Source organism: Streptomyces sp. NPDC001507 (genome assembly GCF_042894765.1).
Classification (GTDB): domain Bacteria; phylum Actinomycetota; class Actinomycetes; order Streptomycetales; family Streptomycetaceae; genus Streptomyces.
The window spans coordinates 1-26,367 of sequence record NZ_JBIAVV010000021.1; the positions used below are offsets into that span (position 1 = coordinate 1).

A 26,367-nucleotide genomic window follows, 5' to 3' on the forward strand; every position below is an offset into this window, starting at 1 on the left:
CAAGGACCAACCACCAAAGGCGACTTCGGCCCGTGTCCACCCGCCGATCGCCAACAGCCTGACATTGACGCGAAGAAAGCCGTGGCCCGCTTGAGGATCTCCACGTCCTCCCGCAGCCTGCGGTTCTCCCGCCGCAGTGCGGCCAGTTCCTCGCGTTCGCCGCTGGTCAGACCGTCCCGCTCGCCGGCGTCGACCTCTGCCTGCTTGACCCAGTCCCGCACCGCGGTCTCGGTCAGGTCGAAGTCCTTGGCGATCTGACCGACCGAGCGGTCACCCCGCCGGCACAGCTCGACTATCTCGGCCTTGAACTCCGGCGTGAACGAGCGGCGAGGGCGAGGCTTCTTCTTCCCCATGCTCTCCATGATGGACATCATCCTTCCGGGACCGAAGCCCCTGATCTCTGATGTCCGTCAAAGCGAATCAAGCCCACACAGTTATGCCGATAGCCGCGACACCGGAGCGAACGCTCGACTCTTCCGGGCGGCCATCCGCCGTGTTATGGGTGGAACAGGCCAAGCACGATCGTCGCGAGCAGAGTGACGCTGGCGCCGGGTTCGGCACAGCCCCGCAGTTGTAGGTCCCGCGGCCCGAGCGAACAAAGGTAGTGCTGCGACGGGTCACCACCTGCGACAGTTCTCAGATGGCGAAGCTCCCCATCGACCCCCTCCAGTTGGAGCGCACGGTCGTCGAACTCGCGGCCGCGGCTTTCAAAAATGCGCGCGGCCTGCTCACCAGCGCCCAGGCCGTCCTGGATCAGCGTCAGTGGCCGACGTCCTTCTCCATAGCTGCCCTGGCCCTTGAAGAGGTCGGCAAGGCGACTTTGTGCATGACGATGCTCGCCATGCCCCCCGCGGTACGCGGGGAATTCCGCCCCGACTTCACCAAGGCGTTCACCAATCACCAGACCAAGGCTGAGTTCGCGCACTTGGTCTTGGCCGTGGGCGGCGATGAGGTGCCAGCCCACCTCGAACAGCTGGTGGACGACGTGATCGCGTCTGCCCGCCGTACCAACGCCGTTGCCGCGTCAGGTCCGGCAGAGGCCGCCGCCGCCGAGCCGGACGACTTGCTTGACTTCCTCCGCCAGTGGCAGAGGGGGGTCGACTTCGACGCGCTTGGGACGTACGTCGAGGCGTCCCCGGACGAGTTCATCTCTCACTTGCGAGCCTTCCTCCGTGACGACGGGCCCCCGCCGGCCCTGCTCCTCGGCACCGCTCTCGCCGAGCAGGTTGCCTCGGCCGACGCCCGCGCCGCACTGCCAGCAGGCCCGGATCCGCTGTCGGCCGACGCCGAGCAGCTCGGCACGACACCGCAGCTGTAGCGTTCATCTGACTGTCCGCCACGTTCCCCACCGGCCGGCTGCTCGGCTTCGCCGCCGCGGCGGCGAGCGGGGAGCGTCAGCGCGTCCAAGTGATGCGTAGGAGACGCTGGCGGTGTCGGAGGCGCAGGTACCCTTACCGGGCATGACAACTTCAAATGCCCACGGGGACACCCCCAGGCAGCACCGGCCACCCGTCAACGAAGTGGACCCCGGCGGCGCCCCCGCCGTCATCGAGAAGAACCTCGCCGCGGACATCGCTGCGGCTGTCGGGACGCCGGCCGCCATCGCGGCCGGCGTCAAGTACGGTCTGCAGTCGCTGGACAACCTGGTGACCCAGCGGGCGGAGACCCGGCGCGAGCAGCTCCGCCAGGACGGCGAGACCTCTCGCGCCATGATTGCCGCGGCCCAGAACCCGCCGGCGAGCCCGCCGGAGCCGCCGCAGCAGTGACCCGGTGCTGAACGTCCAGCCCGTCCAGGGGTGGTCGTCGGTGTGGGTACCACAAGGGTGCTGGACAGTCCGTGATGCGGATCTACCCGGGCCCGCGTGGGCGCCTGGCCTGACGGTCAGACAACGCGCAGGGGGACCCGAAGACCTTGACCCCCTTGAGCCGAGCTCTTCGGGGCCCCAAGGGGTGGTCTGCCGACTGCCATAGCGCCAGGCAATCTGTGTCTGATGGGTACCGTCGGGTGCCTGGCTCTACTCCTGAACGAGGTCGTAGACAGCCCGTTGAGGGTCGGTTTTGACGATGAGCCCGTCCGTGCACAGGTCGCGCAGGATCTGCCGGACCCGTTTCTCCGCTGCTCGTTGATCTTCCCACGCGTGACCGTGGTCGCCCAGAGCCTTGATGGCACGCTGCGGATCCCAGGTGCCGCCGAGGGCGCGAATCGCCTGGGCGAGGACATGCCGGTCGGGATGATCCTTCTTGCGGTGGTTGGAGATGCTGGCAGGGGCACCGCTGTAGTTGCAGTCGGCACACTTCTCCCACGAGCAGTCCGGATCGGCAACGGCGGCGTGGCGGACAGAATGGTGCGAGCCGAAGCCGTGGGCGTGGAGCAGCTGAGCGACGGATCCGTCGTACTTGAGGGCCATGAGCGCTGCTTCGGCGATCTTGTCGTGGCCGGCGGCGAAGAACTTGCCCAGGCCGACGTCCTTCCCGCAGCCGCACCAGCACTTGCCGGTCGGGATGAGGCGAGGCTTCTCACTGCTTGGCATGAATCCAAGGTATCAACCCTTGGATTGAAGTCAAGGAGTAAATCCAAGGGTTGCGTCGGCGTAAGCAGGCGCACAGCTGCAAGCCGACTTCATGCACAGCAGGGTCAGCGGCGCGCGTCGCACGGCCGAACGCTAAGCGTGGACTGGGTTTGTTGAGACAGGCCGACAGGATTCGGGGTGTGACGGGTTCCCGGCTGTCCCGTCTCAGGCGACCTGGTTCCTGCCTCAGATGATCTTGTAGGGCCAGGCGTCCGGCTCTCTGGTTCTGCTTGCAGCCTGACTATGGTGACGGTCGTGGAGACCTCTCACTTTCCCTTGGCCATACGTGCATGCTGGCTCTCGTGGATCGCGGTCCACGGCGCCAGCCAAGCTGATCTTGTCGCGCAACTTGGCCTCAGGAACGTGCGCGAGACAACCTGGGCGGACGGTGTCGATCTCATCGACGAGGTTGCGCACAGCGGCGAGGAGCGATTTTCAACAGTCGTGATCACCCCATCAATCGAGGGATGGACCTTGATCGTCGGGGCGTGGTGCGGGCTTCCCTATCTGACGCGCACCGACCTCGTCACGGACCTGTGCCAACAGCTGAGCTCGGAATTTGGACGAGCTCAGGCCTACTTCCATAGCGAGCAGAACGACGGCGAGGCGTGGCTGATCACCGAAGGCGGCACCATCCTCAGGCGGTGGATCGCCGAATATCCTGAGCTGGCACTGGGCGAGCCTTTTGGCGTCGAACGCCGCCTTCTGGATGCGTTCGGCATCCCAGGTAAGCCCGAAGACCTCGACCCCGAAGATGACCTGGCCAGCAGTTGGGCAGCTACTTGGGGCGACTGCGACGCGCCGACCGTCGCTGCGGAATCGAGCCTTGATCCCCGGCAGATCGGGTCGGACACCAGCGTATCTGGAATCGTCCTCGTCGCCGACACGGCTTGAGGCGGGGCCCAGCACGCTGAACTGCGCGACTAGGTTCGCTGAGGTAGAAGCCCGAACGACTCGGTTCGTTGAGAAAGCGACTTGATTTAGTGAGACGGGACAGGGCCCTTCGACAGATCCTGTGGCTGGAGCCGCCCCTGCGCCACCACGACCGTATCGTCAGTGGTCGACTCGCCCTCGGACACAGAGTTGCCCCACGTAGCCCGGTTTCGGGGCAGGGGACATTGGCACCCGCTTGCGACCTCCGGTCGGGGCGGGTGTTCGTCGTTTCGGTGTCTCGGGTTGGACTCTCCCTTCGATCGGCGTTTCGGCGGCTTCGGTCCGCTTATGGCGATCCTCTCTGTGTCGGGTGTCTCCGCGGTCAGGGTTCTGGTCGCGGGATCGTAGGTCAGGGTGATCTCCTCGTTGCGCAGGTGGGCTATTGCCTGGGCCGGTGTCGGCGGCGCCGGGTCACGGCTCACGGGTGCCGGCCCTGGAGGATCCAGGCGGCTGGTGAGGCGGAGGTGCAGGGCCTGCAGATGCGGCAGGACCTGGTCTTCGCGCAGGTAGGCGTTGGGAACGCGACCGGGGTCGGGCCGGGTGGCGCTGGTGTGGCCGTGGCGGCACCGGTAGCCAGGCCGGTGGTGAGTCCAGTGGGACTCCATGCGGCGGCCGCAGACACGGTGTTCCAGCGCAGGACGTCGCGGTGGCCGAGGGTGGTGTTGGCGGGGTCGACGAGGTCGTGGTCGGTGCGCTGGCGGTTCCAGACCTGGCGGCCGGTGTAGCGGGGATTGGCGAGGATGGACCGCACCGTGTTCAGCACCCAGCGCTGACCGTTGCGGTGCGGGTTTCGGACGGGGTCGGCAGCTGCCGGGCACGGGATACCGGCGTCGTTAAGAGCGCGTGTGGTGCGGGCGATGCTGTGCCCGGCCAGGCGCTGGGCGAAGATCCAGGACACGATCGGCCCGCACTCGGGGTCGACGTCCAGACGCTGCATGCGTACACCGCGACGGGCCAGCGCCCGGTTGGGGTGCGGGCCGGCATCGACGAGGCGGTAGCCGTAGGGTGGGCGGCCGCCGAGGTAGCGGCCTTGGTCGCGGGTCTGCACGGTCATCGCGGCCCGCACCCGGATCCGGGCACGGGCGATCTCCCGCTTGGACAGGATGCCGAGCAGGATCATCAGCTCCTCCTGCCCGGCGGTCTGCGGATCCACCGCACCGCCCAGCTCCGGCACCCACACCTCAATGCCGTAGTGGTCGAAGAGCGGAGCCATGGTCGCGAACTGGTTACCGTAGAAGGCACGTTCACTGGAGCCGATGACGACCGCATCGAAAATCCGGTCAGGGTCGGCCATCGCCGCCAGCAGGGCCGCCGCCTCGGGGCGACGGGCCCAGGGAACGGTACGGCTGCGCCCGGTGTCGAAGAACTCGGCGACGATCCGTCCATGTCCGGAGACCAGAGCCTGAGCGCCGAGCAGTTGCCAGGCCCGTGAGGTGTGCGGGTCCTGATGGTCCGACGTACGCGTCAGCTGACCTGGAGACCGACCGCCAGCGTCAGTTCAAGGACCCGGTGCGGTGATGCGAGATCCGGAAACAGCTCCCGCAGCTGCGACATCCGGTACCGGACCGTCTGGGGATGGACGAACAACGCCGCCGCCACCTCGTCCCGTCTGCCCTGGTGCAGCAGCCACGCCCGCAACGTCTCCTCCAGTCGCCGTGCGGTCGCGACAGGCAGGGTCCGCAACGGTGTGAGGGCTCGGGCACGCAGGTCTGCGAACGCGCCCACGTCGGCGCTCAGCACCAGCTCGGGCAGGTGGTCCTCGGTGTCGCGAATATCAGAGGAGAGGGAGCGCGCGCGTAGGGCTCGTGCGTACGAGGCGGACGCGCGAGTCCATGGCCGGGCCGGGCCGACCACGGCGGTGCGGTCGGTCAGCTGCCGCAAGAGATGTGACCGGTCGGCATCGGGGACGAGCAGCACACCGGTGGCGTCCGGCAGATCGTCGAGGACGAGGGTGCTGGGGTCGAACGCGCGGTAGGCGGGCCGGGCCTGGGCGCCCGGCAGCAGGACCGCCGTCAGCGAAACCGGAGGCTGCCACCCGGCCCGTTGAGCAGAGGCCAGCAGCACGTCCGGGCTCGCTCCGGCGAGGAGGTCGCGGGCCAGGTGCTCCAGGTGACGCTCGTGATCCCTGCCCCGGGCGGCCAGTTCGTCGGCGTGGCCCGCGGCGCTCGCCGCGGAGAGCTCGTCGATGTAGGCGAAGGTCAGTTCGGCGAACTTGGCGACCTCGGCGGCGGGCAGGCCTGCGGGTACGGCACCCGCAGCCAGGCAGCGCCAGGCCACACGGGCGCCGACGCGGTAGGCGCTGAGCAGGGCGTCCATCGAACGGCCGTCGCGCACCTCGCCGCGGCCCAGCTCGTAGGCCGCGTCACCGCCGTCGCCGCCCGTGGCGTTCCCGCTGGCGAGGTCCAGATAGTGCCCCAGGGCGGTGCGGACGGCTCGGCGGATGGTGGCGCCCATGTGGCCCGTAAGGGCGTTGGCATAGGGAGGGACCTCGTCGATGATCGCCTGGACGACCTCGTCGGCGGTGGCCTTCAGCCCAGCCCGAAGAACGGTGACCGTCGTCTCATCCAGAGCCAGTTCGCTGACCCTCCGGATCACATGGTTCACGTTTTATTCCCTGCGAACAATTCTGCCGTACAGATTTACGTCCTGCGGTCAGGACCTTACGCCCTGAGGCACAGCAAGCTGGAGCCATGACGAGTACAGCCCTCCGCAGCAGGGCGTGGAAACTGCTGGAGATGGCCACGACGCCGCTGCTGCCGTCGGACTACCTCGACCTGGTCAGTCCGCTGCGTGCGGGCGCCGACCTGCGCGGGCGCATCGAGGCCGTGCACCCCGAGACGGGTGACGCCGCGACCATCGTGATCAGACCGGGACGGGGATGGCGCGGCCACACAGCCGGTCAGTACGTGCGGATCGGGGTTGACGTCGACGGGGTGCGCCTGTGGCGCGCCTACTCCATCACCTCGCCGACGAACCGCCAGGACGGCCGCGTCACGATCACCGTGAAGGCGATCCCGGACGGCAAGGTCAGCAACCACCTGGTCCTCAGGGCGACTCCGGGCACACTGATCCAGCTCGACCAGGCGACCGGTGACTTCGTGCTGCCGCAGGCCAAGCCGGCCAAGGTGCTCTATCTGACGGCCGGCAGCGGCATCACGCCCGTGATGGGCATGCTGCGCGACACCGAGTTCGACGACGTCGTCATGGTCCACTGCGCGCCACGGCCACAAGACGTGATCTTCCGCAACGAACTGCACGACCTGGTCGCGGACAAGAAGCTGCGGCTCACCGAGGTGCATACCGACACGGACGGCATGCTCGACATCGCCCGTCTCGACGAACTCGTGCCCGACTGGGCCGAGCGCGAGACCTGGGCCTGCGGGCCCGCGGGCCTGCTCGACGCCGCCGAAGAGCACTGGACCGAGCACGGAGTCCAAGAGCGCCTGCACACCGAACGCTTCCGCCCCGGCATCGTCGTCGCCGGCGACGGCGGCGAGGTCACGTTCAGCGCCACCGGCAAGACAGTCGACGCGGACGGCGCCACGCCGTTGCTGGACATCGGCGAGGAGGCCGGCGTGCTCATGCCCTCCGGGTGCCGCATGGGCATCTGCTTCGGCTGCGTCACGCCGCTCAAGTCGGGCGCCGTCCGCGACCTGCGCACCGGTGAGATCACCGAGGCCGAGCCGGGCGTCCTCATCCAGACCTGCGTGTCCGCCGCGGCGGGCCCCTGCGACATCGAACGGTAGGAGCACCTTGACCGCCATCGACCCCACCGCCCACCTGACCGCGGAGCAGATCGAGGAGCTCGGCCGCGAGCTGGACTCGATCCGCGACGAGGTGATCGCCGGCCGCGGCGAGAAGGACGCCGCCTACATCCGTAAGGTCATCTCGGCGCAGCGCAAGCTCGAGCTGGTCAGCAGGGGCGTGCTGCTGTTCTCGATCTTCCCGCCCGCGTGGCTGCTCGGCACCGCCGGGCTGTCCGTGGCGAAGATCATGGACAACATGGAGATCGGCCACAACGTCCTGCACGGCCAGTGGGACTGGATGCGGGACCCGAAGATCCACTCCACCACCTGGGAGTGGGACCACGTCTCACCGGCCGACCAGTGGAAGCACTCGCACAACGAGCTGCACCACACCTACACCAACGTGATCGGCAAGGACAACGACCTCGGCTACGGCATCATGCGCGTCGACGAGGACCAGAAGTGGCACCCGTTCCACCTCGGCCAGCCGCTGTGGAACTTCGTCAACGCCTGCTTCTTCGAGTACGGCATCGCGGCGTACGACCTGGAGCTCGGCAAGAACCTGCACAAGCGCCGCCGCAAGGACCCGGAGTTCCGCGCGCGGGCCAGGGCCGTGGGCCGCAAGATCCGCAAGCAGGTGCTCAAGGACTACGTGATCCACCCGCTGCTGTCGGGCCCGTCGTGCCTCACCACGCTCGCCGCCACGTTCACCGCGAACCTGGTCCGCAACATCTGGTCCCACTCGGTGATCATGTGCGGGCATTTCCCGGAGGGCGTGCAGGTCTTCGAACGCAGGTCGATCAAGGGCGAGACGCGCGGCCAGTGGTACCTGCGCCAGATGATGGGCTCGGCGAACATCAGCGGCAGCAGGGCCATGCACTTCATGACCGGCAACCTGTCGCACCAGATCGAGCACCACCTGTTCCCGGACCTGCCGAGCAACCGGTACGCCGAGGTCGCGGTGAAGGTGCGCGCGCTGTTCGAAAAGTACGAGCTGGAGTACGTCACCGGGCCGCTGCCCAAGCAGGTGTTCTCCGCGTGGCGCAAGGTCTTTCGGCTCTCGCTGCCGAACAAGAAGCCCGAGGTCAAGACGCCGGACCGGGAACAGGAGCTCGTCGCGGCCTGATCCCGGGACTGGTTCAGATCTTTCAGCCGTACCGGCGGCACCGCCGGGCTCGGTGAGATCCGGTGCGGACGGTGGGCGACCTCGACGTCAGACCGTACGACACGGGAGGGATCCGGAGGTGTCTTGTTCTTCGTGCCGCAGGTCGGCGCCGTGACGGCCGGTCAGCTTGGAGCATGGCCGGGTGATCGCGTCCATGCTGTACAAGGAGCCTTTCCAACCTCGTGAGGTGTACGCCGGGTTGGACGCGGAGGGCGGTACAACGAAGTGAAGCTCCTGGCAGACGGGTTCACGACCAAGATCACCCGTTGGCGACCAGGAGCCTTCGTGCTTGTCTGCCCGTCCGGGATCGACCTGTCCGGTTCGAGCCTGCGGCTCCTCGCGCGTCACCTGCGCCGGCGCCGTCGTGAGATCGGCAGTCGATGGTGACGCCTGTCCACAGGCCGCCAGGCCCTGCTCACGCTCGGGCACCTGCGGTGCGGCGATGTATCCGGCGGTGCATCGCGTTCAGGTCGTCGTCCCGCTGCGGGGCCGCGTGACCGGGGTCAGGACCGCGACCTCCCAGCCGAAGCCCACCAGCAGTCGGCCGTCCGGGGTGAGTTTCACCGCATGGACGGGCGCGGGGAACACCAAGGGATGTCCGGTCGGGCGGCCGGTGGTCAGGTCCCACACCCGCACCGTCCCGTTCCGGCTGCCGCTGGCGGCGATCGGACGGCCGTCCGCCACTCCCGTCGCCACCGCCCGCACCTCTTCGGTGTGGCTGATGTGGGGGGCGCCGACGGGGCGCCCGGTAGTCAGGTCCCACACGCGCACCGTCCCGTCCCTGCTTCCGGTAACGGCGACCGGGCCACTGTCCACCACCGCGGTCGCCACCGCCGTTCCCATCGCCCTGACCAAGCCGATGCGGCCGGTCAGCGGATCGCCGACCGGGCGTCCAGTGGTCAGGTCCCAGACCCGCACCGTCGTGTCCCAACTTCCGGTGACCGCGACCGGGCGACCTCGCACCACTGCGGTCGCCACCGACCCCACCAGGCCGTAGTGGCCGGTGAGGGGCTCGCCGACGGGGCGGGTGGTGGTCAGGTCCCACACCCAGATCGTTCCGTCGTGTCCGCCGGCGACGGCCACCGGGGTCCCGGCCAGCACCGCCGTCGCCAGTGACCACACCGGCCCGGTGTGGCCGACGAGGGGTTGCCCCAAGGGCGCGCCGGTGGCCAGGTCCCACACCCGCACCGTTCCTTCCCAGCCACTGGTGAGGACGACCGTGCGGTCGTCCACCACGGCGGTGGCCAGCGCCTCCACGATGAAGGAGCCGGTGACGGGTGCGGCGGCGGGCCGACCGGTGGCCAGGTCCCAGACCCGCACGGTCGCGTCCCGGCTGCTGGTGACCGCGACCGGGCGGCCGTCCACCACCGCCTCGGCCACGGCTCGCCCGTGGTCGGTGTGGCCGATGCGGGGGGCGCCGACGGGGCGGCCGGGTGACAGGTCCCAGACGCGCACTTCTCCGTCCTCGTTGCCGCCGGTGAGAGCGACCTGACGACCGTTCACCTCCGCGGTGGCCGCCGCCCACACCCCGTCGACATGGCCGGCCAGCGGTCTGCCGATGGGGCGGCCGGTGGTCAGGTCCCACACCCGCACCATCCCGGCCTGGCCACCGCCGACCGCGACAGGACGGCCCTGCACCGTCCCGGTGGCCAGTGCCTGCACCCCGTCGGGGGCGCCGGTGAGGGGTTCGCCGCGCAGGCGCCCGGTGGTCAGGTCCCACACCCGCACCGTCCCGTCATGGCTGCCGCTGACAGCCACCGGACGACCGTCCACCACCGCGGTGGCCAGGGCCCGCACCCCTGAGCTGTGACCGGTGAGCGGTTCGCCGACCGGGTGGCCGGTGGCCGGGTCCCACACCCGCACCGTCCCCTCCCAGGTGCCGGCGACGGCGACCGGGCGGCCGTCCACGCCCCCCGCCGCCAGCGCCTCCACCGGGCCGTCGCGGCCGCTGAGGGGCTTGCCGACGGGCCGGCCGTTGGTCAGGTCCCACACCCGCACGGTCCCGTCCCGGCTGCTGCTCATGCCGAGCGGGCACCCGTCGGACACCACCGTCGCCACCGCTGTGACGACTGCGGTGTGGCCGGTGAGGGGTGTGCTGACGGGGCGTCCGGTGGTCAGGTCCCAGAGCCGTACGGTCCCGTCCCGGCTGCCTCCGAAGACAACCGGGCAGTCCCGCACCACAGCCGTCGCCACCGCGCACACCTCGCCGTCCAGGCCGGTGAGGAGTTCGCCGACGGGACTCCCGGCGGCCAGGTCCCACACCCGCACCGTGCGGTCGTAGCTGCTGCAGGTGACGGCGATCGGGCGCCCCCCGACGATCCCCGTCGCCACCCCGCGCACGCGCTCGGTGTGGCCGATCAGAGCCTGACGGAACCGGTGGTCGACCGTGCTGCCGGTGGCCCAGGCCACCTCCCATCGTCTGTCCGCACCGTCGTCGACCGGCACGGCGCTGATCCGCGCCGACAGGCCCGGAGCCCCGTAGCGGGCGGCGTCCAGCGCCAGCATCTGCCGACGCACCCCCGGACCCGCCTGCCGGTGCAGATGCGCCGATGCCCGGTACACCGCTGCCGCCAACCGCCCGGCGGGCCCAGTGGCTGCTGCCAACAGTTCGAGCACCGCCTCGGGGTCGGCGTGTACCAGGAATGCCGGATCGAGGAACTTGGCTTCCGCACCGGCGGATTCGGCGTCAGCGCCCTCGACGCCCAGGCCATCGGACCAGCCGTGCATGCCATCGCCCCCCATCAGCGCATCAGCCCCTCAAGGCGCGGCTCAGCCGGGCGGCTGCGGCGCAGGCGAAGACGCACCCCTCGCCACAGGGCCCACGCCAGACCGAGCACGAGCGGGACCTGGAGAACCTGCTGGACCACCGCGGGGCCGGGGGCGCTTCCCCGCTCGGCCGGGGCCAACCCCCGGGTGTCGACGGTCACCATGTAGGTGCCACCCACCACCCAGTGCCAGCCGACGAGGGTGCCCCCCTGGATCGGGGCCAACGGTGGGCCGTCGAGGACGGAGACGGTGTAGGTCTCGGTACTCCCACCGCTCATGCCGTCCTCGGCTGCCTGGACCCCCAGGACCGTGACGTGTTCGGTGCGCCCGTGCTGGTGCAACTCCTGCTGGTCCAGCTCGGACCTCTGCAGGACCAAAGCCGCCAGCAGACACAGCACGCCCAGGACCCACCGCAGGCCCAAGCGGCAGACGCCAGGAAGCAAGCAGGCACCCAGGAGCACCAGCACGCCCAGGAGGTCCATCCACTCGGCCTGGCTGAAGAAGGAGGTACGTGCGATCAGGCGCACGATCGCCCACAACCCGCACGCGCCCCCGACGCTTGCCGCAGCGGGACCCAGCCGTCGGATGAACGCTCCTGCCGTGGGGAGCCGTGGGCCCGACGGGCTTCGTACGGCGTCCTCTTCGTCCGTGCCCATACCCGTCCTCCACGCAACCCGCATGGTCCCCGGCAGCCACCGCACGAGGCTTCGACTCCACAAAGTAGAGATCGTTCAACGATCCTACAAGAGGTCATCCCTGCGGACGTAGGCATCCCTCCGCCCTGGAATCCCCAACTGGGCAGATGGGGGCAGGTTTTGTTCAACGAGCATTCGAGGCACTCAGCGGATCCGGTGACGGTCGAGGAAGACGGATGGGCACAGCGCACTCGGCTCGTGGGTTGCCGGACTGGAGAGGGACCAAGACCAGCTCGGTCGCGGCAGCACCGCTGAGCGGGTGGCCGGTGTGCTACGCCGACGAGAGACCGAGGGTGATATCCCGCCCGGAACACGGTTGTCCGAGGAAGTCGTGGGGGCGGCCTTGGGCGTGTCCCGCAACACCTTGCGTGAGGCCTTTTGGCTGCTGACCCATGAGCGGCTGCTGGTTCACGAGTTGAACCGCGGCGTATTCGTACGCACCTTGGACGGCGACGACGTGGCACAGCTGTACCGGCTGCGCCGACTCGTGGAGGGCGCGGCCGTGCGGGAGGTGGCCGGCGCCCCCGACCGGGTGATCGAGGAGATCCGCGCATCCGTGGAGGAGGGCGAGCGGGCGGCAGCCGAGCAGCGCCGGCCCCATGTCGCCACCGCCGATCTGCATTTCCACCACGGCATCGTACGGCTGGCCGAATCACCACGACTGGCGGACTTCATGCTCCGCATCCACGCCGAACTGCGCCTGGCCTTCCATGCCATGGGCGACCTGCGGCGCTTCCACGCGCCCTGCCTCATCCGCAACCGTGAACTCTCGGCAGCCCTGGAGGCCCGGGACGCCCAGCAGGCAGAACTCCTGCTGTCGGTCTACCTCGTCGACGCCGAACGGCAACTGCTGCGCGCCTTCGCCGACCGTGAACCGCTTTCATCCTCAGGCTGACGTGGCCAGGTGAAGGGTCAGGGCTGCTTGGAGACCGGCCGAGGCGGGGTGGTGCGCCTGCGCGAGAGGATATGCCCCGCCGGCAACCTCGCCGTGCGCTGGTCCGGGCAGGAGGTACACCCTGCATCTCGAGGCACGGACGAGGCTCGCTCGACCCCGAGTTCTGGAAGTCTGCGGGGCACGGGGTACTGCTGGAAGCGAACTTGGGTCTGGCCTTGCCGGCCGACTACAAGCACTGCTATGCGAGTTGTTTCCGGCGCTCGAACTCGGCAACTTCATGGCCTTCGGAGGGCCTGACCCCGGCCATGAGCATCTCTGGCCGAAAGGCGCACACGAGGAGCTCGACATCATCGACGAGTGGCTCGGGTACGCCAACCTGACCGTCCCCATGCACACGTATCCCGCGCCGGGCGGCCTGCTGCCGTGGTCGACGCCGAACGAGGGTGACATCTTCCTGTGGAGCACCGGTGGGGAAGGGCCGGAGGAGTGGACGGTCACGGTTGCCTCACGCAACGGTGCCTGGTGGCACTACGACGGCGGGGTGGCCCAGTTCATGGCGGACCTGGTCAGCGGCAGGCTGGAGCTGTGGGGGCTACCGTCGGTGAGCTGCGAGGTGAGTGCCTGAGGAGCCGGCGGACGCGGCAGGTCGCCGATGAGCGGCAATGCCGACGCAGCGGGGAAGTGCGTCGACGGCTTCAAGCTCCCGTGTCCCCGCAAGTCGTACGAGGGGTATTGACGGACCTCGACGACACCTTAAGATCACTGCTGCTCGAAGTACCGATCGCTGTACGAGATACCGAACAAGGTCGGTTGGCGGCTTCGACGGGCTGCCCTGTTCCGGCCGGTACGCAACGCAACGGTCTGTCACAAAGGAATGAGCCGCATGCCTGCAGAATCCGGAGTGCCGCGCAGAACTGTCCTCACCGTCCTGGGCGCCGCCTCCCTCGCCGGGACCTTCGCCGCCGGTCCCGCCGGGGCCGCCGAACTCACCGGCACAGCCCCGAGCGCCACTGCCGCGGACCTCCCCGCCGCAGCCGCCCACTGGACCTTCGACGAAGGCTCCGGCACCTTGGCCGCAGACTCCTCCGGCAACGGTCGCACCGCGGCGATCCAGGGCGCGGCCGGCTGGGACACCGGCAAGGTCGGCCCCCACAGCCTGAGCCTCAAGGCGGGCGGCAACGCCACGGCGTCCGGGCCGGCCCTCGACACCTCCCAGGCGTTCTCGGTGGGCGCCTGGGTCAACCTCGCTCAACTCGGCGGTTACCAGACCGCCGTCAGCATCGACGGCAAGGTCGTCAGCGCCTTCTACCTGGGGCTGCGCGACGACACCGGCACCTTCGCCTTCGCCCGGCTCGACTCGGACGCCACTCAGAGTGCCGCGGTGGCGGCCGCCGCTTCAGCGCCCACCACCGGCACCTGGACCCACCTGGTCGGCGTCAGCGACCCGACCGCCGGTGTCATTCGCCTCTACGTCAACGGCGTTCTGGAGGGGGAGACCGCCTATGCCGCGGGCTGGGCCGGCAGCGGAGACACCGCCATCGGCCGTGCGCTCTACGGCGGTGGGCAGGTCGACCAGTGGCACGGCCTGATCGACGACGTGTGGATGTTCCCGTCCGTCCTCACCTCCGCCCAGATCGCGGCACTGGCCGGCGTCCCGGTGGAGACCACGACGCCGCTGCTGAGCGTGGACGTCGGCACCCCCGCGCATGCCGTGTCGCCGATCCTTCCGGGCCTGATGTTCGAGGAAATCAACCACTCCGGCGAGGGCGGCATCTACGCGGAGCTGGTGCAGAACCGCTCGATGATGGCCAGCGACACGTCGCCCGTCCACTGGTCCGCCGTCGGCGGAACGACCCTCGCCCTCGACACCGCCGCCCCGCTCAACGCCGCACTCGACCGTTCCCTCAAGGTGGTGCTGGCCGGCAGCACCGGCGCCGGAAACCGGGCCGGTGTCGCCAACGACGGCTTCTGGGGGATACCCGTGCGGCCCAGAACCACTTACACCGCCCGTCTGTTCGCCAAGGCTTCGCGACGCATCGGTCCGCTCACGGTGGCCATCGAGTCGGCGGACGGCGCGACGGTGTACGCATCCGCCCACGTGCCCCACATCGGCACCGTCTTCCCAGATCGCCCGTTCGAGTTGACCCTGCGCACCAGTTCGCGTACCCCCGTGGTCGGTGACGCAAGGCTGACCGTCACCACGGCCGACGCCGAGGCGGCGGGCGAGACCCTGTGGCTCCAGCACGTGTCCCTCTTCCCGCCCACGTACAACAACCGGCCCAACGGCCTGCGTATCGACCTGATGGACAAACTGGTCGCTCTGAAGCCGAAGTTCCTGCGCTTCCCCGGCGGAAACTTCGTCGAAGGCAACACCGTTGCGACACGGTTCAACTGGAAGAACACCATCGGTCCGGCCTGGGAGCGCCCCGGCCACATGGACGACGCCTGGGGCTACTGGTCCACGGACGGCCTCGGACTCCTCGAATACCTGCAATGGGTCGAGGACATGCACGCCCAGCCGGTCCTCGCCGTCTACGCCGGCTACTCGCTCAAGGGCGAACACGTCACCGGCGACGCGCTGGGGCCGTTCGTCCAGGACGCACTCGACGAGATCGAGTACGTCACCGGTCCTGTCACCAGCGCCTGGGGCGCACAACGTGCCGCCGACGGACATCCGGAGCCGTTCCCGCTGGAGTTCGTGGAGATCGGCAACGAGGACTGGTTCGACTCCTCCGGGTCCTACAACGAGCGGTTCGCTGCCTTCTACGACGCGATCAAGGCGAAGTACCCGCAGCTGAAGCTGATCGCCACGACGTCCGTGACGAGCCGCACCCCGGACCTGATCGACGAGCACTACTACCTCGCGCCGTCCGCTGCCCAGGCCTCCACCCACAAGTACGACAACCGGGACCGCAATTCGACCAAGGTATTCGTCGGAGAGTGGGCCGCGCAGGAGGGCCGCCCCACACCCGACCTCAACGCGGCGCTCGGCGACGCCGCTTGGCTGGCCGGCCTGATCCGCAACTCGGACCAGGTCCTCATGGAGTGCTACGCGCCGCTCTTCTCCCACGTCGAGAACAACGTCTGGGCCACCAACCTGATCGCCTACGACAACCTGACCAGCTACGTGTCGCCCAGCTACTGGGCACAGCACATGCTGACGAGCAGGGTCGGCAACACGGTGCTGCCGGCCACCGCGCGGGCGCTGCCCGGCCTGGCCACTGTGGCCACCCGTTCCAGGAACCGCCTTTACCTGGCGGTCGTCAACTCCGGGACGGAGAAGGTGAACGTGCCGGTCGAGCTGAAGGGGCTGCTGAAGGGGGTCAAGAGGCGTGCCACCGCAACGGTCCTGACCGGCCCCTCGCGCGCCACGACCAACACGCTCACAGACCCCGACACGTTGGTGCCCAGGACGAGCACCGTGACCGGCGCGGCAGCGTCCTTCACCAGCACCGTGCCGCCGCTCTCGGTCACCGTACTGGAACTCGTCCTGACCTGATCGGTCACTGCCCGACCACCTCTGCTTCTCGGCGCACGTCGGTTTCAGAAGCAGCGCTTGCCTTGCGTCACCACGGCCGTACCGTCAACGGTCAACTCCCCCCTCGGACACCATTGCCCCCCGAGTCCCGTTTCACGGGCAGGGCAGACCGACACCCGCCTCCGGCTCCCGGCCGGGCGCGGGTGTTCTGTCGTATCGGCGGCCTATGACTTCCTGGCACATGCGCTTGTGTGTGCCGCTGCGGCGCCGGTCAGCCGATGGCGCTCCTTTCTCGTCGTGGGGTGTCTGCGGTCAGGGTCCGGGCGGGCGGGTCGAAGATCATGGAAATTGATTCGGTGCGTCGGTACTCGACGGCGGAGGCCGGTGATGGTGGAGCTGTCGATGCGTTGAGGTCGGCCTCGTGGTCGGTGAGACGGATGGAGGGGAGCCCGGACTGTGTCAAGAGCTGCGTCGGAACACGCCGTCCAGCAGGAACCGCATCGCTGCCGGCCCTGCCGTGGAGGATGGTCAGGTTCCTCAGCTCGACGCGGGCGTTGTTGAACGTCACCGTAGTGCCCGCATCATGGCCGTCGAGAACGGCGTTGCCCAGGCCGATCAATTTCAGGTCGGTGTTGATGACGAAGTTGCCGAAGCAGACACCTTTGATCTGCAGCGTCGCCCCAGCCTGCGGATTGAAGAGCGCGAGCTGCAGGGCGTTGGGGTTGTGCTCGCAGTCGACCACGGTGTCATGGTCGGTGGCCGCGGCCGGTCCTGTTTCGGCAGGCAGGCCGTTCCCGCCGCCACCAGCACTGCCGCAGCCGTCACCCAACGAGGGGCCATCCGCCTGTCCACTCGAACAACCGCTGCATCTGCCCTCGCGGCGGCCGTGGCAGCCCCGCCGTACCACCGGTCGATCCTTTCCGCGCACCGCGGTCAGAGGGCGTCGACGCCGCTCACCTTCCAACCGTCGGAGGTGCGGGTGAGCGTCATACGCACCCGGTTCAGGTCCAGCCGGGGCTCCGGGACCTGGGTGCTGCTGGTGACCTGGTTGACGAAGAGCAGGACGACGGCCCGGTCCGGTGTGGCCGACACGACGGAGACCGCCGGGGCGCCGCCGTCGGCGGGTGTGGCGACGGTCGCCTTCACCACGCCGTGGTACTTCGTCGCGGTCGGCGCGACCACCGCCTTCGTGGTCTTGCCGTACTGGTCGCGGAAGTGCCCGGTCAGCAGGGCGCGGGCCCGGGAGAAGTCCCGGTCCAGGTGCCGGTAGTCGTACGACAGCACGACCGGCGCCGCCTGCCGAGCGGCCGCGAGGGCCTCGCCGCGGGCCTGTTCCGCCTGCCGCCCCTGCCGGTACTGCCACCCGAGTACGGCGGCCGCGACCAGGGCCGCCACGAGGACGACGCCCAGCACCGCGGTGAGCACGTTCCGCCCGGCCTTGCGCGGGGGCGCGCCGTCCTCCGGCTGCTCCACCTCGGGCGACTCGGGCGACTCGGGCTCCGGCGGGTCCTCCCAGCCGTTCGCCGGAGGTTCGATGAGCAGGGTGCGCCCGGAGAGAGTCTGCTCTTCCTGGCAGGCACCGCGCTCGGCGCGCTTGGCCGCCGCGCGGGCGGCCGCGGTCATGGTGCGGCGGGCCGGTGAGCCGGTGCGGGAGGTCGGTTTCGCCATGGTGTCTCTTCTCATCGATGGCCTCACGGGCGGGTCAGCCCACGAACGCGACGTCGGAGGTCAGCCAGCGGCCGTCCACGCGCGAGAGGTCGAGCTGGAGCCGGTAGGTGCGCGCCTGCCCCTCGGGCGCGGCGCTGTTGGTCACCTTGCTGTCGGCCACGACCAGGACCCGGGCCGAGCGCGCGTCGGACCGCACGATGCCCGCGTCCAGGACCTGTCCCTCGGACACCGACTTGTTCTGCGCAACCAGCTTCGTCAGCTGTGCGGTCTGCGCGGCGAACTCCTTCTTGAACTCGCCGGTGGCGCCCTTGAGCACATCGCCGCTGTCCCGGTCGTAGTGCCGGTAGTCGAGCGAGGTGAAGTTCAGCGCCGACTGGCGGGCCGCCGCCAGGATGTCCTGACGGCGCTGTTCCGCCGCGCGCTGGTCGGACAGCTTCAGGCCCAGCCAGACACACAGCACGGTCGTCAGCACGGTCGCGGCGACGAGCCCCGCCGACAGCAGCCTCATGTGTCCGCCTCTCATGCCATCGGTCCCACGAGCAGCCATTGCCACGACTCCTTTCCGAACACGGTCTGTTCCCCGCCCGTCGAGCCGATCTCGAAGGGCGTTCCGTCCGGGCCGGTCACGGTGCCGGTCTCCGGGTCGTACGGGGCCACGAACGCGCTCTGGCCGGCGCTGTACCGACCCGTCGTCGCGCCGGGCGCGTTCTGCGCTCCGCGCACCGAGCTCTTGCTGCCGCGCGGCACCGTGCAGCGCGCGTCGGTGTTCGCCGGGCGCGTGCCGGTGTCGGCGGGGTCGCGCCGCTGGGTGCCGTAGCCCTGGGTGCATGCGGGAGGGTCGTCGGCGTTCACGGTCATCCCGAAGTGGGTGGTGCCGTCGCCGGGGATGACCGTGTAGCTGCCCGCGACCGTGAGCGGGAGTGTGACCAGGGCCTGTTCGACGCCGGGCAGCCGGGCCAGGGTGATCTGGCCGCCGCTGATGAGGTTGGCCAGCAGGACCGGCACCTGCGGCCGGGTGGACTTCAGCAGGGAGTCCAACTGCTGTGCGGCGGGCGCGGTGTTGTCGATGAGCCTGCGCAGATCGCCGTCGCTCGACTTCAGCTGCTCGGTGAGCGTGGCCAGGTCGCGGGAGAACGACCTGATGGCCGAGCCCTGGTCGGCCTGGGTCTTGAGCACCTTCCGCGAATCCTCGATCAGTGAGACCGTCTGGGGGAGCGACTCGGACGCCGACTCCACCAGCGCGTTGCCGGAGTCCACCAGCCGGCTCAGGTTCGGTCCGGTGCCGGCGAAGGCCTTGCCCAACTCGTCCACGGTGACCCGCAGATCGTCCTTGCCGACCGAGTTGACCAGCCGGTCCAGGCTGAGGACCAGGTCGGTGACCGGCAGCGGGGTCCGGGTGCGGTTGCGCGGGATCGGGCTGCCGTCCATGAGGTACGGCCCGCCCGGCCGCCGTGGCTGGAGGTCGACGTACTGCTCGCCCACCGCCGAACGGTCGGCGACCACCGCGAGTGTGTCGGCGGGGATCCTCGGGGCGCCGTCCTCGATCTTCAGTGCCACCGAGACCCCGGACCCGGTCAGCCGCAGATCGCCCACGCGGCCCACCGGCACGCCCCGGTAGGTGACCTCGGCGCCGGGGAAGACGCCCCCGGACTCGGCGAAGTCGGCGCGCACGGTGTAGCCGCGGTGCAGGACGTCGTCCACCAGGCCCGTGTACCGGGCGCCGACGTAGGACACCCCGAGGGCGGTGACGGTGGCGAAGGCGAGCAACTGGGCCCTGACCGTACGTGTGATCACGGCAGTATCCCCTTCAGCATCAGCTCGGCGAGGCCGAGATCGACCCCCGGCGGGAGGCGACGCGAGCCGTCCCCGGTGCCGTACGCAGCCGTGCACACCGGCGGGCACAGCAGGGTGCTGCCGTCGGAGGGCGTCGAGGGTACGGCGGGCGCGGAGGGGACGGGGGGCACGGACGGGGTGCCCGGCAGGGACGGGACGGACGGGAGAGGGGTGGGAGTGGGGAGAACGGGAAGATGCGGTGTCCCGGGTGCCGGAGGCTTCCCGCCGTTGCCCGGCTTGCCGGTCACGTTGCCGTACAGGTCCGCCAGGTCGAGGTCGGCGGTGATCCCGAGGTTGACGTAGTCGCCCTTGACGGCGTCCGTCGCGTTGCGCGGGAACGGGTAAGTGGTCAGGAGCTCAAGGGAGTCGGGCAGGTCGTCGCCCGCCTTGTTCAGCTGCTGCAGGATGGGCTGGAGCTTCTTCAGGTTGGCGACGGTGTCGTCGTGGGAGGCGTTCACCACCCTGGTGCCGGTCTTGCCCAGTGCCGACAGCGCGGTGAGCATCTTCGTCAGGTCCTTGCGCTGGTCGGCGAGGGCCTTCAGGGCGGGCGGAATGGTGTCGACGGCCAGGGCGATCGTCTTCTTCTCGGCCTTCAGCCGCTTCGCCAGCCGGTCGACGCCCTTGAGCGCGCGCACGATCTCCGCCCGCTGGTCGTCGAGGCCGCCGAGGAACGTGTCGAGTTGCTTCAGCAGGGACCTGACCCGGTCCTCGCGGCCGCTGAGGGCCTTGTTCAGCTCGACGGTGATCGTCTTCAGCTGGGCCACCCCGCCGCCGTTGAGCAGCGCGGACAGGGCCGACAGCACCTCCTCGACCTCCGGGTTGCGGCCGCTGCGGGACAGCGGGATGCGGTCGCCGTCGTGGAGCCGTCCGACGGGTCGCGTGCCGGTCGGTGCGGACAGGGCGACGTACTTCTCGCCGAGCATGCTGGTCTGCCTCAGATCGGCGACGGCGTTGCCGGGCAGCTTCACCGAGTCGGCGATGCGTAGCCGTACCCGCGCGTGCCAGCCGTCCAGTTCCACCTTCTCCACCGCGCCGACGGTGACGTCGTCGACCTTGACCGCCGACTGCGGCACCAGATCCAGGACGTCCCGGAAGTCGACGGTGACGTGGTAGGCGTGACCGTCCGAGGCGGCGCCGCCGGGGAGCGGAACGTCGTACCAGCCGTTGAACTCGCAGCCGGTCAGCAGCAGCGTGCCGACCGCCGCCCAGGCGGCCACCCGCCCCTTGCGCCGCACGCTCATGCCGGTGCCCCCAGAATCCCGCCGAGGGTCTTGTCGACCGTGCCCGTCGACGGCGGGGCCGACGGAACCTCGGGCAGGGAGTCGAAGAGCTTCTTCAGCCCGGCACAGTTGTCGTGGTCGTCGCCGGTCGTCTTCAGGATCGAGCAGAGAACGGAGGACGGATCCTGCGAGGTCTGCGCGTTGTTGCGGGTGTCGAGGGTGCCGGCGGCGGGGTCGTAGGCGTTCTGCAGGTTCGACAGGCCCGTGGGGGCGACGGTCAACAGCTCCTCCAGAGCGTCCCGTTGGGTGACGAGGACCTTGGTGACCTTGGCCAGGCCCTGCACGTCCGAGGTCAGCGCCTTCTTGTTGCCCTTCACGAAGCCGGACACGTCGCCGAGTGCGGCGGCCAGGTACTTCAGCGCGGCCGCGAGATCCTTGCGCTCCCCGGCGAGCTGCCCGGCCACGTCGGCGAGGTCGGTGTTGAACGACCGCACGCTGGTGTCGTCCGCCGCCAGTGCGGCCGTGAACACCTGAAGGTTCCGCACGGTCCCGAACAGGTCGCCCCGCCCGTCGGACAGCGTGGTGACCGCCTGGGACAGGTCCTCCACCGTCTGGTTGAGGTTCTCGCCCTGCCCCTGGAGGTTGTCCGCGCTCACCCCGAGCAGCCGGGACAGCGCTCCCTTCTTGTTGGCGCCGTTCGGGCCGAGTGCCTCGGCGGTGGTGTGCAGGCTGTCGAAGATCCGGTCCAGCTCGACGGGGACGGCCGTACGGGACTCGGGGATGACGCCTCCGTCCCGCAGCACCGCGCCCTTGCGGTACACCGGCAGCAACTGCACGTAACGGTCGCTGACCACCGAGGAGTTGATGATGGCGGCCTGTGCGTCGGCGGGGACCTTGCGGCTCCGGTCGTATTCCAGCTCCACCCGTACCCGGTCGCCCTCCGGCGTGATCTTCTTGACCTCGCCGATGCGGACGCCGAGGACGCGGACGTCGGAGCCGGGGTAGATGCCGACGGTGCGCGGGAAGTACGCCGTGACGCGGACGGGGGCGGGGCCCGGCCAGAGGACGACGGCGAGGCCGATGACGATCGCGAGCGCGGTGAACAGGGCCAGGAGTCTGCGGGTCATCGGGTGCCTCCCGTCCGTGGCGTGACCGGGGCGGCGACCAGGTTCTGGATGTAGGAGTCGAACCAGCGGCCGTTGCCGAGGGTGTTGGTGAAGAGCCGTACGTAGGGGGCGAGGAGCCGGACGCTGCGGTCGAGGCTGGCCTGGTTGCGTTCGAGCATCGTCACGAAGGTGTTGAGGTTCTTCAGTGCGGGCCCGATCTCCTTGCTGTTGTCGTCGACCAGGCCGGACAGCTCGATGCCGAGCAGCGCGGAGCTCTTGAGCAGCTTGTGGATCGCCGCACGCCGCTCGTCGATCTCCTTGAACAGGGCGTCACCGTCCTTCACCAGCGCGGAGAAGTCCTTCGTGTGACCGGCCAGCACCTTGGTGACTCCGTTCGCATGGTCGAGGAGCCCGCGCAGTGCCTGGTCACGGGCGGCGACGGTCCGGGAGATCCGCGACAGCCCCTTGATCGACGCCCGCACTTCCTCGGGGGAGTCCTGGAAGGTGACGGAGATCGTGTCCAGTGCCTTCGCGAGCCGGTCCGTGTCGATCTCCTCGGTGGTGGTCGTCAGGTCACTGAAGGCCTGGACGACGTCGTACGCCGACACGGTCCGCCGGAGTGGGATCTCGCGGTCCGGCCTCAACTGGCCTGGCCCCTTCGGGTACAGGGCCAGGTACTTCGCGCCGAGGATCGTCTTGACACGGATCGACGCACCCGTGTCGGTACCGAATGCCGGATGGCCCTTCACTTTGAAGGTCACCTTGACGTGGTCGCCCTCCAGGTCGACGCCCTCGACCTTGCCGACCTTGACCCCGGCGATCCGTACCTCGTCGCCCGGCTTGAGCCCGCCGGCCTCGGAGAAGGCCGCGCTGTAGGTGTCGCCGCCGCCGATCAGCGGCAGGCTGTCGGCGTTGAAGGCGGCAACGGTGAGCAGCGCGAGGACGGTGAGGCCGACGGCACCCACGACAACCGGGTTCTGCTCGCGGAACGGCTTGAGGCGTGGGCGCCTGAGCCGGATCCTGGGCAGCTTGGGCGGCAGGACCCGGACTTTCACGAGGGGTTCGGGGCGGGGTTTGCGTTTGGGCAGCAGTCTGGGGAGTCGCGGCAGCTTGGGCGGCAGGACGCGTACCTTCACCAGCGGCTCGGGGCGGCGGACCTTGCGCCGCCTGATGCGCATGCTCATCCGCCGCACCTCGCCTGCGCCACGTGCAGCTCCGGGCTGATCACCTGCTTGGTCTTCGGCAGCACGATCCGGCCGTCGAAGTCGCAGAGGTAGAAGTTGAACCACGAGCCGTACGAGGCGGTCCCCGTCAGCTTGTCGAGCTTGTTCGGCAGCCGCTTCAGGACGCCCTCCACGGTGTTCTCGTTCTTGTTCAGCGTTCCGGCGAGATCGCCGAGCCCGGCGATGTCGTCCTTCAGCGGTGGACGCGCGTCCTTCAGCAGCCCCGACGTGACGTCCGTGAGGTCGCCGATGCTCACCAGCGACTCCCCGATGGGCTTGCGGTCGGCGGACAGCCCCGAGACCACCCGGCGCAGCTGCGTGAGCAGCCCGGAGAAGCGGGAGCCGCGCTTGTCGAGCGTCTCCAGGACGGTGTTGAGGTTGTCGATCACCGATCCGATCAGCTTGTCGCGGTCGGCGAGGGTGCTGGTGAGCGAGGCGGTGTGCGCGAGCAGGCTGTTCACCGTGCCGCCCTCGCCCTGGAGGGTCTGGACGATCTCGGTGGCCAGTTGGTTGACGTCGCTCGGGCTGAGCGCGGCGAACAGCGGCTTGAAGCCGTTCAGCAGGGCGTTGAGGTCCAGCGCCGGCTGGGTCCGGGACAACGGGATCGTGCCGCCCGGCCGCAGCCGCGCGGTGACGTCCCCCGTGCCCTCGGTGAGCGCGATGTACCGCTGCCCGACCAGGTTGCGGTAGCGGACGACCGCACGGGTCCCGGCGAGCAGCGGCCGGTCCGCGCTGACGGTGAACGTGACCTCCGCCAGGGTCCGGTCCTTGATCCGGATGCCGTCGACCTCCCCCACCCGCACTCCGGCCACCCGGATGTCGTCGCCGGTCTCCAGCCCGGTGACGTCGGTGAACACCGCGTGATAGGTGTCCTTGGGGGTGAAGGAGACGTTGACGATGGTGGCGGCGAGCAGCGCCGTCGCCGCGATCGTGACCAGCGCGAAGAGGCTGAACTTGACCAGCGGGGCGGCGGTCTGCCGGGCTCCTGACCTGCTCATCCGACACTCACCGCCGTTCCGCGCGCGAGCGGCCCGAACAGCAGGGTCGCCACGGGCGGCACCTGGTCCGCGGGGACGCCCATGACGGGGGCCACGAGCGAGCCGACGGCCCGCTGCTCGGCCCGGGTGGCGGACACGCCGACATCTCCGGGGAGGGCGCCGGCGCCGGAACCTCCGGCCGACGTACCGTCGTCGAGGTGCGGCTTCGGCCCGGGTACCTGCGGATGCGGCAGACCGCGGCAGTTCGGACCGGACCGTTCGCCGTACACCGGCTCCTCACCGGGCCGGTACGCCCCCTGCGGCCGGACCACCTCAAGGGTGATCCGCATCTCGCCGCCCCGGAACGCGTCCTCCGACGCCTTCTCCTGCCGGACCAGGCCCTGGAACAGGCACGGGTACTCGGGGGAGTAGCGGGCGAACAGCTCCAGCGTGGGGCGGGAGACCCGGCCCAGGGTGATCAGCCGGTCGCCGTTCTCGGACAGGAAGTCGTTCGCCGTGCCCGCCACGGAGGCGGTCGCGCGCAGAGCCGAGGCCAACCGGTCCCTCTTCTCGACGATCGTCCGGCTGGTGGTGACCGTGTTGCGCAGGATCCGCATCAGGTCGGGGGCGGCGTCGCCGTACACCTCGGCGACGTCCGCGAACCGTGTGATGTCCTCCTTGAGGGAGGGCATGTGCGGGTTGAGGCGGCGCAGATAGCCCTCGACCCGGACGAGGTTGTCGCCGATCCGGTCGCCGCGGCCCTCCAGAGCGGTGGCGAACGCCGAGAGCGTGGCGTTGAGTTCGCCCGGCTGGACCGTCCGCAGCAGCGGCAGCAGGTCGTTCATCAGCTGCTGTACCTCGATGCCGACCGTGGTCCGGTCCTGAGTGATGACGTCCCCGGCGCGGATGGGCCGGACCGCCGACCCGGCGGGCGGCACGAGATCGACGTACTTCTCGCCGAAGAGTGTCTTGGGCAGCAGCCGCGCGTGTACGTCCGAGGGGATGTACGCGACGTACTCCGGCTTGAGCGCGATGTCGAGCGTGGCCTTCGTCCCGTCCGCGTGCGCCGCCCGGACCTCGCCGACCAGCAGCCCGCGCAGCTTGACGTCGGCGCGCGGCTCCAGCTGGTTGCCGAGCGCGTCGGCCTCCAGCGTGATGTGCACGACCGGCGTGAACGCCTGCTCGTAGACGGCCACGGCGAGCGACAGCAGCAGCGCGAGCACGGCGATGAACGCGACGCCGTACAACCTGAGTCTCAGTGCTCTCATCGGCCTCACCCCGCGATCCGTACAGTCGTGTTGGCGCCCCAGATCGCGAGGCTCAGGAAGAAGTCCAGGACGTTGATGGCGACGATCGAGGTCCGCACCGCACGGCCGACCGCGACGCCGACGCCCGCCGGGCCGCCGCTCGCGTGGTAGCCGTAGTAGCAGTGCACCAGGATGATCAGGACGGCGAAGACGATCACCTTGCCGAAGGACCAGAAGACGTCCACCGGTGGCAGGTACTGGTGGAAGTAGTGGTCGTAGGTGCCCGTCGACTGCCCGTAGTAACCGGTCGTGATGGTGCGGGCGGCGAGGTACGAGGACAACAGCCCGATCACGTACAGCGGGATCACCGCGACGAAGCCGGCGATCATCCGCGTCGTCACCAGGAACGGCAGCGACGGGACGCCCATCACCTCCAGCGCGTCGGTCTCCTCGCTGATCCGCATCGCACCGAGCTGCGCGGTGAACCCGGCGCCGACCGTCGCGGACAGGGCGAGTCCGGCCACCAGCGGGGCGATCTCCCGGGTGTTGAAGTACGCCGACAGGAACGCGACGAAGTTGGAGGTGCCGAGCTGGTTGAGGGCCGCGTAGCCCTGGAGGCCGACCTCGGTTCCGGTGAAGAAGGAGAGGAAGGCGATCACGCCGACCGTGCCGCCGACGACGGCGAGGGCGCCCCGGCCGAAGCTCACCTCGGCGAGCAGCCGCAGGATCTCCTTCTTGTAGCGGCGGACGGTGCGGCCCGTCCAGGCCAGTGAGCGCCCGTAGAAGGAGAGCTGGGATCCGAGCTCTTCGAGAGCGTCCAGTGGACGGCTGAGAAGTCGCATTGG

The 26,367-nt window shown here is 69.5% G+C and carries 24 protein-coding genes; 8 read left to right on the forward strand and 16 right to left on the reverse strand.

The window, feature by feature from the left end; genetic code table 11:
• A partial coding sequence (locus tag ACFY0K_RS44110; protein WP_390644677.1) for a transposase occupies positions 1–353 on the reverse strand: 353 nt, incomplete at its 3' end.
• A 287-nt stretch (positions 354–640) separates the two neighbouring features.
• Between ACFY0K_RS44110 and ACFY0K_RS44115 the strand changes: the two genes are divergently transcribed.
• Together ACFY0K_RS44115 and ACFY0K_RS44120 are read left to right on the forward strand one after the other, a co-directional pair.
• A complete protein-coding gene (locus ACFY0K_RS44115) occupies positions 641–1,318 on the forward strand; it encodes an AbiV family abortive infection protein (RefSeq protein ID WP_390644678.1) in 678 nt (225 codons plus the stop codon).
• 142 nt (positions 1,319–1,460) lie between these two features.
• The gene (locus ACFY0K_RS44120) at positions 1,461–1,766 is read left to right on the forward strand and encodes a hypothetical protein (protein ID WP_390644679.1); all 306 of its coding nucleotides are present in this window, start codon (positions 1,461–1,463) and stop codon (positions 1,764–1,766) included.
• Positions 1,767–2,015: 249 nt separating this feature from the next.
• Here the strand turns inward: ACFY0K_RS44120 and ACFY0K_RS44125 are convergent, their stop codons facing one another.
• The gene (locus ACFY0K_RS44125) at positions 2,016–2,531 is read right to left on the reverse strand and encodes a hypothetical protein (protein WP_390644680.1); all 516 of its coding nucleotides are present in this window, start codon (positions 2,529–2,531) and stop codon (positions 2,016–2,018) included.
• A 294-nt stretch (positions 2,532–2,825) separates the two neighbouring features.
• Between ACFY0K_RS44125 and ACFY0K_RS44130 the strand changes: the two genes are divergently transcribed.
• Positions 2,826–3,464 (forward strand): hypothetical protein, encoded by a 639-nt coding sequence (locus tag ACFY0K_RS44130; protein ID WP_390644681.1) that lies wholly within the window; start codon positions 2,826–2,828, stop codon positions 3,462–3,464.
• A 457-nt stretch (positions 3,465–3,921) separates the two neighbouring features.
• Here the strand turns inward: ACFY0K_RS44130 and ACFY0K_RS44135 are convergent, their stop codons facing one another.
• Complete coding sequence (locus ACFY0K_RS44135; RefSeq protein WP_390644682.1) at positions 3,922–4,797, reverse strand: recombinase family protein; 876 nt, start codon at positions 4,795–4,797, stop codon at positions 3,922–3,924.
• Between the two features lie 170 nt (positions 4,798–4,967).
• Entirely contained in the window at positions 4,968–6,107 is a 1,140-nt protein-coding gene (locus ACFY0K_RS44140; RefSeq protein ID WP_390644683.1) for a PucR family transcriptional regulator, read from the reverse strand.
• A gap of 86 nt (positions 6,108–6,193) precedes the next feature.
• Here ACFY0K_RS44140 and ACFY0K_RS44145 point away from each other — a divergent pair, with 86 nt between their 5' ends.
• Together ACFY0K_RS44145 and ACFY0K_RS44150 are read left to right on the forward strand one after the other, a co-directional pair.
• Positions 6,194–7,249 carry a ferredoxin reductase gene (locus ACFY0K_RS44145; protein WP_390644684.1) on the forward strand — a complete coding sequence of 352 codons (1,056 nt, stop codon included), beginning with the start codon at positions 6,194–6,196 and terminating at the stop codon, positions 7,247–7,249.
• Positions 7,250–7,256: 7 nt separating this feature from the next.
• Positions 7,257–8,375, forward strand: coding sequence for a fatty acid desaturase family protein (locus ACFY0K_RS44150; RefSeq protein WP_390644685.1), 1,119 nt, complete (start codon positions 7,257–7,259; stop codon positions 8,373–8,375).
• 504 nt (positions 8,376–8,879) lie between these two features.
• Here the strand turns inward: ACFY0K_RS44150 and ACFY0K_RS44155 are convergent.
• The gene (locus tag ACFY0K_RS44155) at positions 8,880–11,141 is read right to left on the reverse strand and encodes a WD40 repeat domain-containing protein (protein ID WP_390644686.1); all 2,262 of its coding nucleotides are present in this window, start codon (positions 11,139–11,141) and stop codon (positions 8,880–8,882) included.
• A gap of 14 nt (positions 11,142–11,155) precedes the next feature.
• Positions 11,156–11,707: a hypothetical protein gene (locus ACFY0K_RS44160; RefSeq protein WP_351961666.1), complete on the reverse strand. Its 552-nt coding sequence runs from the start codon at positions 11,705–11,707 to the stop codon at positions 11,156–11,158.
• A gap of 427 nt (positions 11,708–12,134) precedes the next feature.
• On the opposite strand from ACFY0K_RS44160, the gene ACFY0K_RS44165 reads away from it, so the two are divergent.
• From ACFY0K_RS44165 to ACFY0K_RS44175, 3 genes are all read left to right on the forward strand, one after another.
• Positions 12,135–12,770 carry a GntR family transcriptional regulator gene (locus tag ACFY0K_RS44165; protein WP_390644687.1) on the forward strand — a complete coding sequence of 212 codons (636 nt, stop codon included), beginning with the start codon at positions 12,135–12,137 and terminating at the stop codon, positions 12,768–12,770.
• A gap of 247 nt (positions 12,771–13,017) precedes the next feature.
• Positions 13,018–13,395: a hypothetical protein gene (locus tag ACFY0K_RS44170; RefSeq protein WP_390644688.1), complete on the forward strand. Its 378-nt coding sequence runs from the start codon at positions 13,018–13,020 to the stop codon at positions 13,393–13,395.
• A 258-nt stretch (positions 13,396–13,653) separates the two neighbouring features.
• Entirely contained in the window at positions 13,654–16,269 is a 2,616-nt protein-coding gene (locus ACFY0K_RS44175; protein ID WP_390644689.1) for a LamG-like jellyroll fold domain-containing protein, read from the forward strand.
• Between the two features lie 250 nt (positions 16,270–16,519).
• Here the strand turns inward: ACFY0K_RS44175 and ACFY0K_RS44180 are convergent, their stop codons facing one another.
• From ACFY0K_RS44180 to ACFY0K_RS44225, 10 genes are all read right to left on the reverse strand, one after another.
• A complete protein-coding gene (locus ACFY0K_RS44180) occupies positions 16,520–16,990 on the reverse strand; it encodes a hypothetical protein (protein ID WP_390644690.1) in 471 nt (156 codons plus the stop codon).
• Between the two features lie 191 nt (positions 16,991–17,181).
• Entirely contained in the window at positions 17,182–17,916 is a 735-nt protein-coding gene (locus ACFY0K_RS44185) for a hypothetical protein (protein ID WP_390644691.1), read from the reverse strand.
• 34 nt (positions 17,917–17,950) lie between these two features.
• Complete coding sequence (locus ACFY0K_RS44190; protein WP_390644692.1) at positions 17,951–18,424, reverse strand: hypothetical protein; 474 nt, start codon at positions 18,422–18,424, stop codon at positions 17,951–17,953.
• Positions 18,425–18,435: 11 nt separating this feature from the next.
• Positions 18,436–19,710: an MCE family protein gene (locus ACFY0K_RS44195; protein ID WP_390644693.1), complete on the reverse strand. Its 1,275-nt coding sequence runs from the start codon at positions 19,708–19,710 to the stop codon at positions 18,436–18,438.
• Positions 19,707–20,990: an MCE family protein gene (locus ACFY0K_RS44200; RefSeq protein ID WP_390644694.1), complete on the reverse strand. Its 1,284-nt coding sequence runs from the start codon at positions 20,988–20,990 to the stop codon at positions 19,707–19,709. Before ACFY0K_RS44200 ends, ACFY0K_RS44195 begins: the two co-directional genes overlap by 4 nt.
• The gene (locus tag ACFY0K_RS44205) at positions 20,987–22,096 is read right to left on the reverse strand and encodes an MCE family protein (RefSeq protein ID WP_390644695.1); all 1,110 of its coding nucleotides are present in this window, start codon (positions 22,094–22,096) and stop codon (positions 20,987–20,989) included. The genes ACFY0K_RS44200 and ACFY0K_RS44205 overlap by 4 nt, the downstream gene beginning before the upstream one ends.
• Complete coding sequence (locus ACFY0K_RS44210; protein ID WP_390644696.1) at positions 22,093–23,259, reverse strand: MCE family protein; 1,167 nt, start codon at positions 23,257–23,259, stop codon at positions 22,093–22,095. Before ACFY0K_RS44210 ends, ACFY0K_RS44205 begins: the two co-directional genes overlap by 4 nt.
• Positions 23,256–24,296, reverse strand: coding sequence for an MCE family protein (locus ACFY0K_RS44215; RefSeq protein ID WP_316770468.1), 1,041 nt, complete (start codon positions 24,294–24,296; stop codon positions 23,256–23,258). Before ACFY0K_RS44215 ends, ACFY0K_RS44210 begins: the two co-directional genes overlap by 4 nt.
• Positions 24,293–25,543 (reverse strand): MCE family protein, encoded by a 1,251-nt coding sequence (locus ACFY0K_RS44220; protein ID WP_390644697.1) that lies wholly within the window; start codon positions 25,541–25,543, stop codon positions 24,293–24,295. The genes ACFY0K_RS44215 and ACFY0K_RS44220 overlap by 4 nt, the downstream gene beginning before the upstream one ends.
• Before the next feature lie 5 nt (positions 25,544–25,548).
• Positions 25,549–26,364 (reverse strand): ABC transporter permease, encoded by an 816-nt coding sequence (locus ACFY0K_RS44225; protein ID WP_316770464.1) that lies wholly within the window; start codon positions 26,362–26,364, stop codon positions 25,549–25,551.
• Positions 26,365–26,367 lie beyond the last annotated feature (3 nt).

What these genes read in the sequence shown, in the direction of transcription:
- ACFY0K_RS44115 (WP_390644678.1), top strand. Translation starts at nt 641, where the DNA reads ATGGCGAAGCTCCCCATCGACCCCCTCCAGTTGGAGCGCACGGTCGTC.
- ACFY0K_RS44120 (WP_390644679.1), top strand. Translation starts at nt 1,461, where the DNA reads ATGACAACTTCAAATGCCCACGGGGACACCCCCAGGCAGCACCGGCCA.
- ACFY0K_RS44125 (WP_390644680.1), bottom strand. Translation starts at nt 2,531, where the DNA reads ATGCCAAGCAGTGAGAAGCCTCGCCTCATCCCGACCGGCAAGTGCTGG.
- ACFY0K_RS44135 (WP_390644682.1), bottom strand. Translation starts at nt 4,797, where the DNA reads ATGGCCGACCCTGACCGGATTTTCGATGCGGTCGTCATCGGCTCCAGT.
- ACFY0K_RS44145 (WP_390644684.1), top strand. Translation starts at nt 6,194, where the DNA reads ATGACGAGTACAGCCCTCCGCAGCAGGGCGTGGAAACTGCTGGAGATG.
- ACFY0K_RS44155 (WP_390644686.1), bottom strand. Translation starts at nt 11,141, where the DNA reads ATGCACGGCTGGTCCGATGGCCTGGGCGTCGAGGGCGCTGACGCCGAA.
- ACFY0K_RS44175 (WP_390644689.1), top strand. Translation starts at nt 13,654, where the DNA reads ATGCCTGCAGAATCCGGAGTGCCGCGCAGAACTGTCCTCACCGTCCTG.
- ACFY0K_RS44185 (WP_390644691.1), bottom strand. Translation starts at nt 17,916, where the DNA reads ATGGCGAAACCGACCTCCCGCACCGGCTCACCGGCCCGCCGCACCATG.
- ACFY0K_RS44190 (WP_390644692.1), bottom strand. Translation starts at nt 18,424, where the DNA reads ATGAGGCTGCTGTCGGCGGGGCTCGTCGCCGCGACCGTGCTGACGACC.
- ACFY0K_RS44200 (WP_390644694.1), bottom strand. Translation starts at nt 20,990, where the DNA reads ATGAGCGTGCGGCGCAAGGGGCGGGTGGCCGCCTGGGCGGCGGTCGGC.
- ACFY0K_RS44205 (WP_390644695.1), bottom strand. Translation starts at nt 22,096, where the DNA reads ATGACCCGCAGACTCCTGGCCCTGTTCACCGCGCTCGCGATCGTCATC.
- ACFY0K_RS44210 (WP_390644696.1), bottom strand. Translation starts at nt 23,259, where the DNA reads ATGAGCATGCGCATCAGGCGGCGCAAGGTCCGCCGCCCCGAGCCGCTG.
- ACFY0K_RS44215 (WP_316770468.1), bottom strand. Translation starts at nt 24,296, where the DNA reads ATGAGCAGGTCAGGAGCCCGGCAGACCGCCGCCCCGCTGGTCAAGTTC.
- ACFY0K_RS44220 (WP_390644697.1), bottom strand. Translation starts at nt 25,543, where the DNA reads ATGAGAGCACTGAGACTCAGGTTGTACGGCGTCGCGTTCATCGCCGTG.
- ACFY0K_RS44225 (WP_316770464.1), bottom strand. Translation starts at nt 26,364, where the DNA reads ATGCGACTTCTCAGCCGTCCACTGGACGCTCTCGAAGAGCTCGGATCC.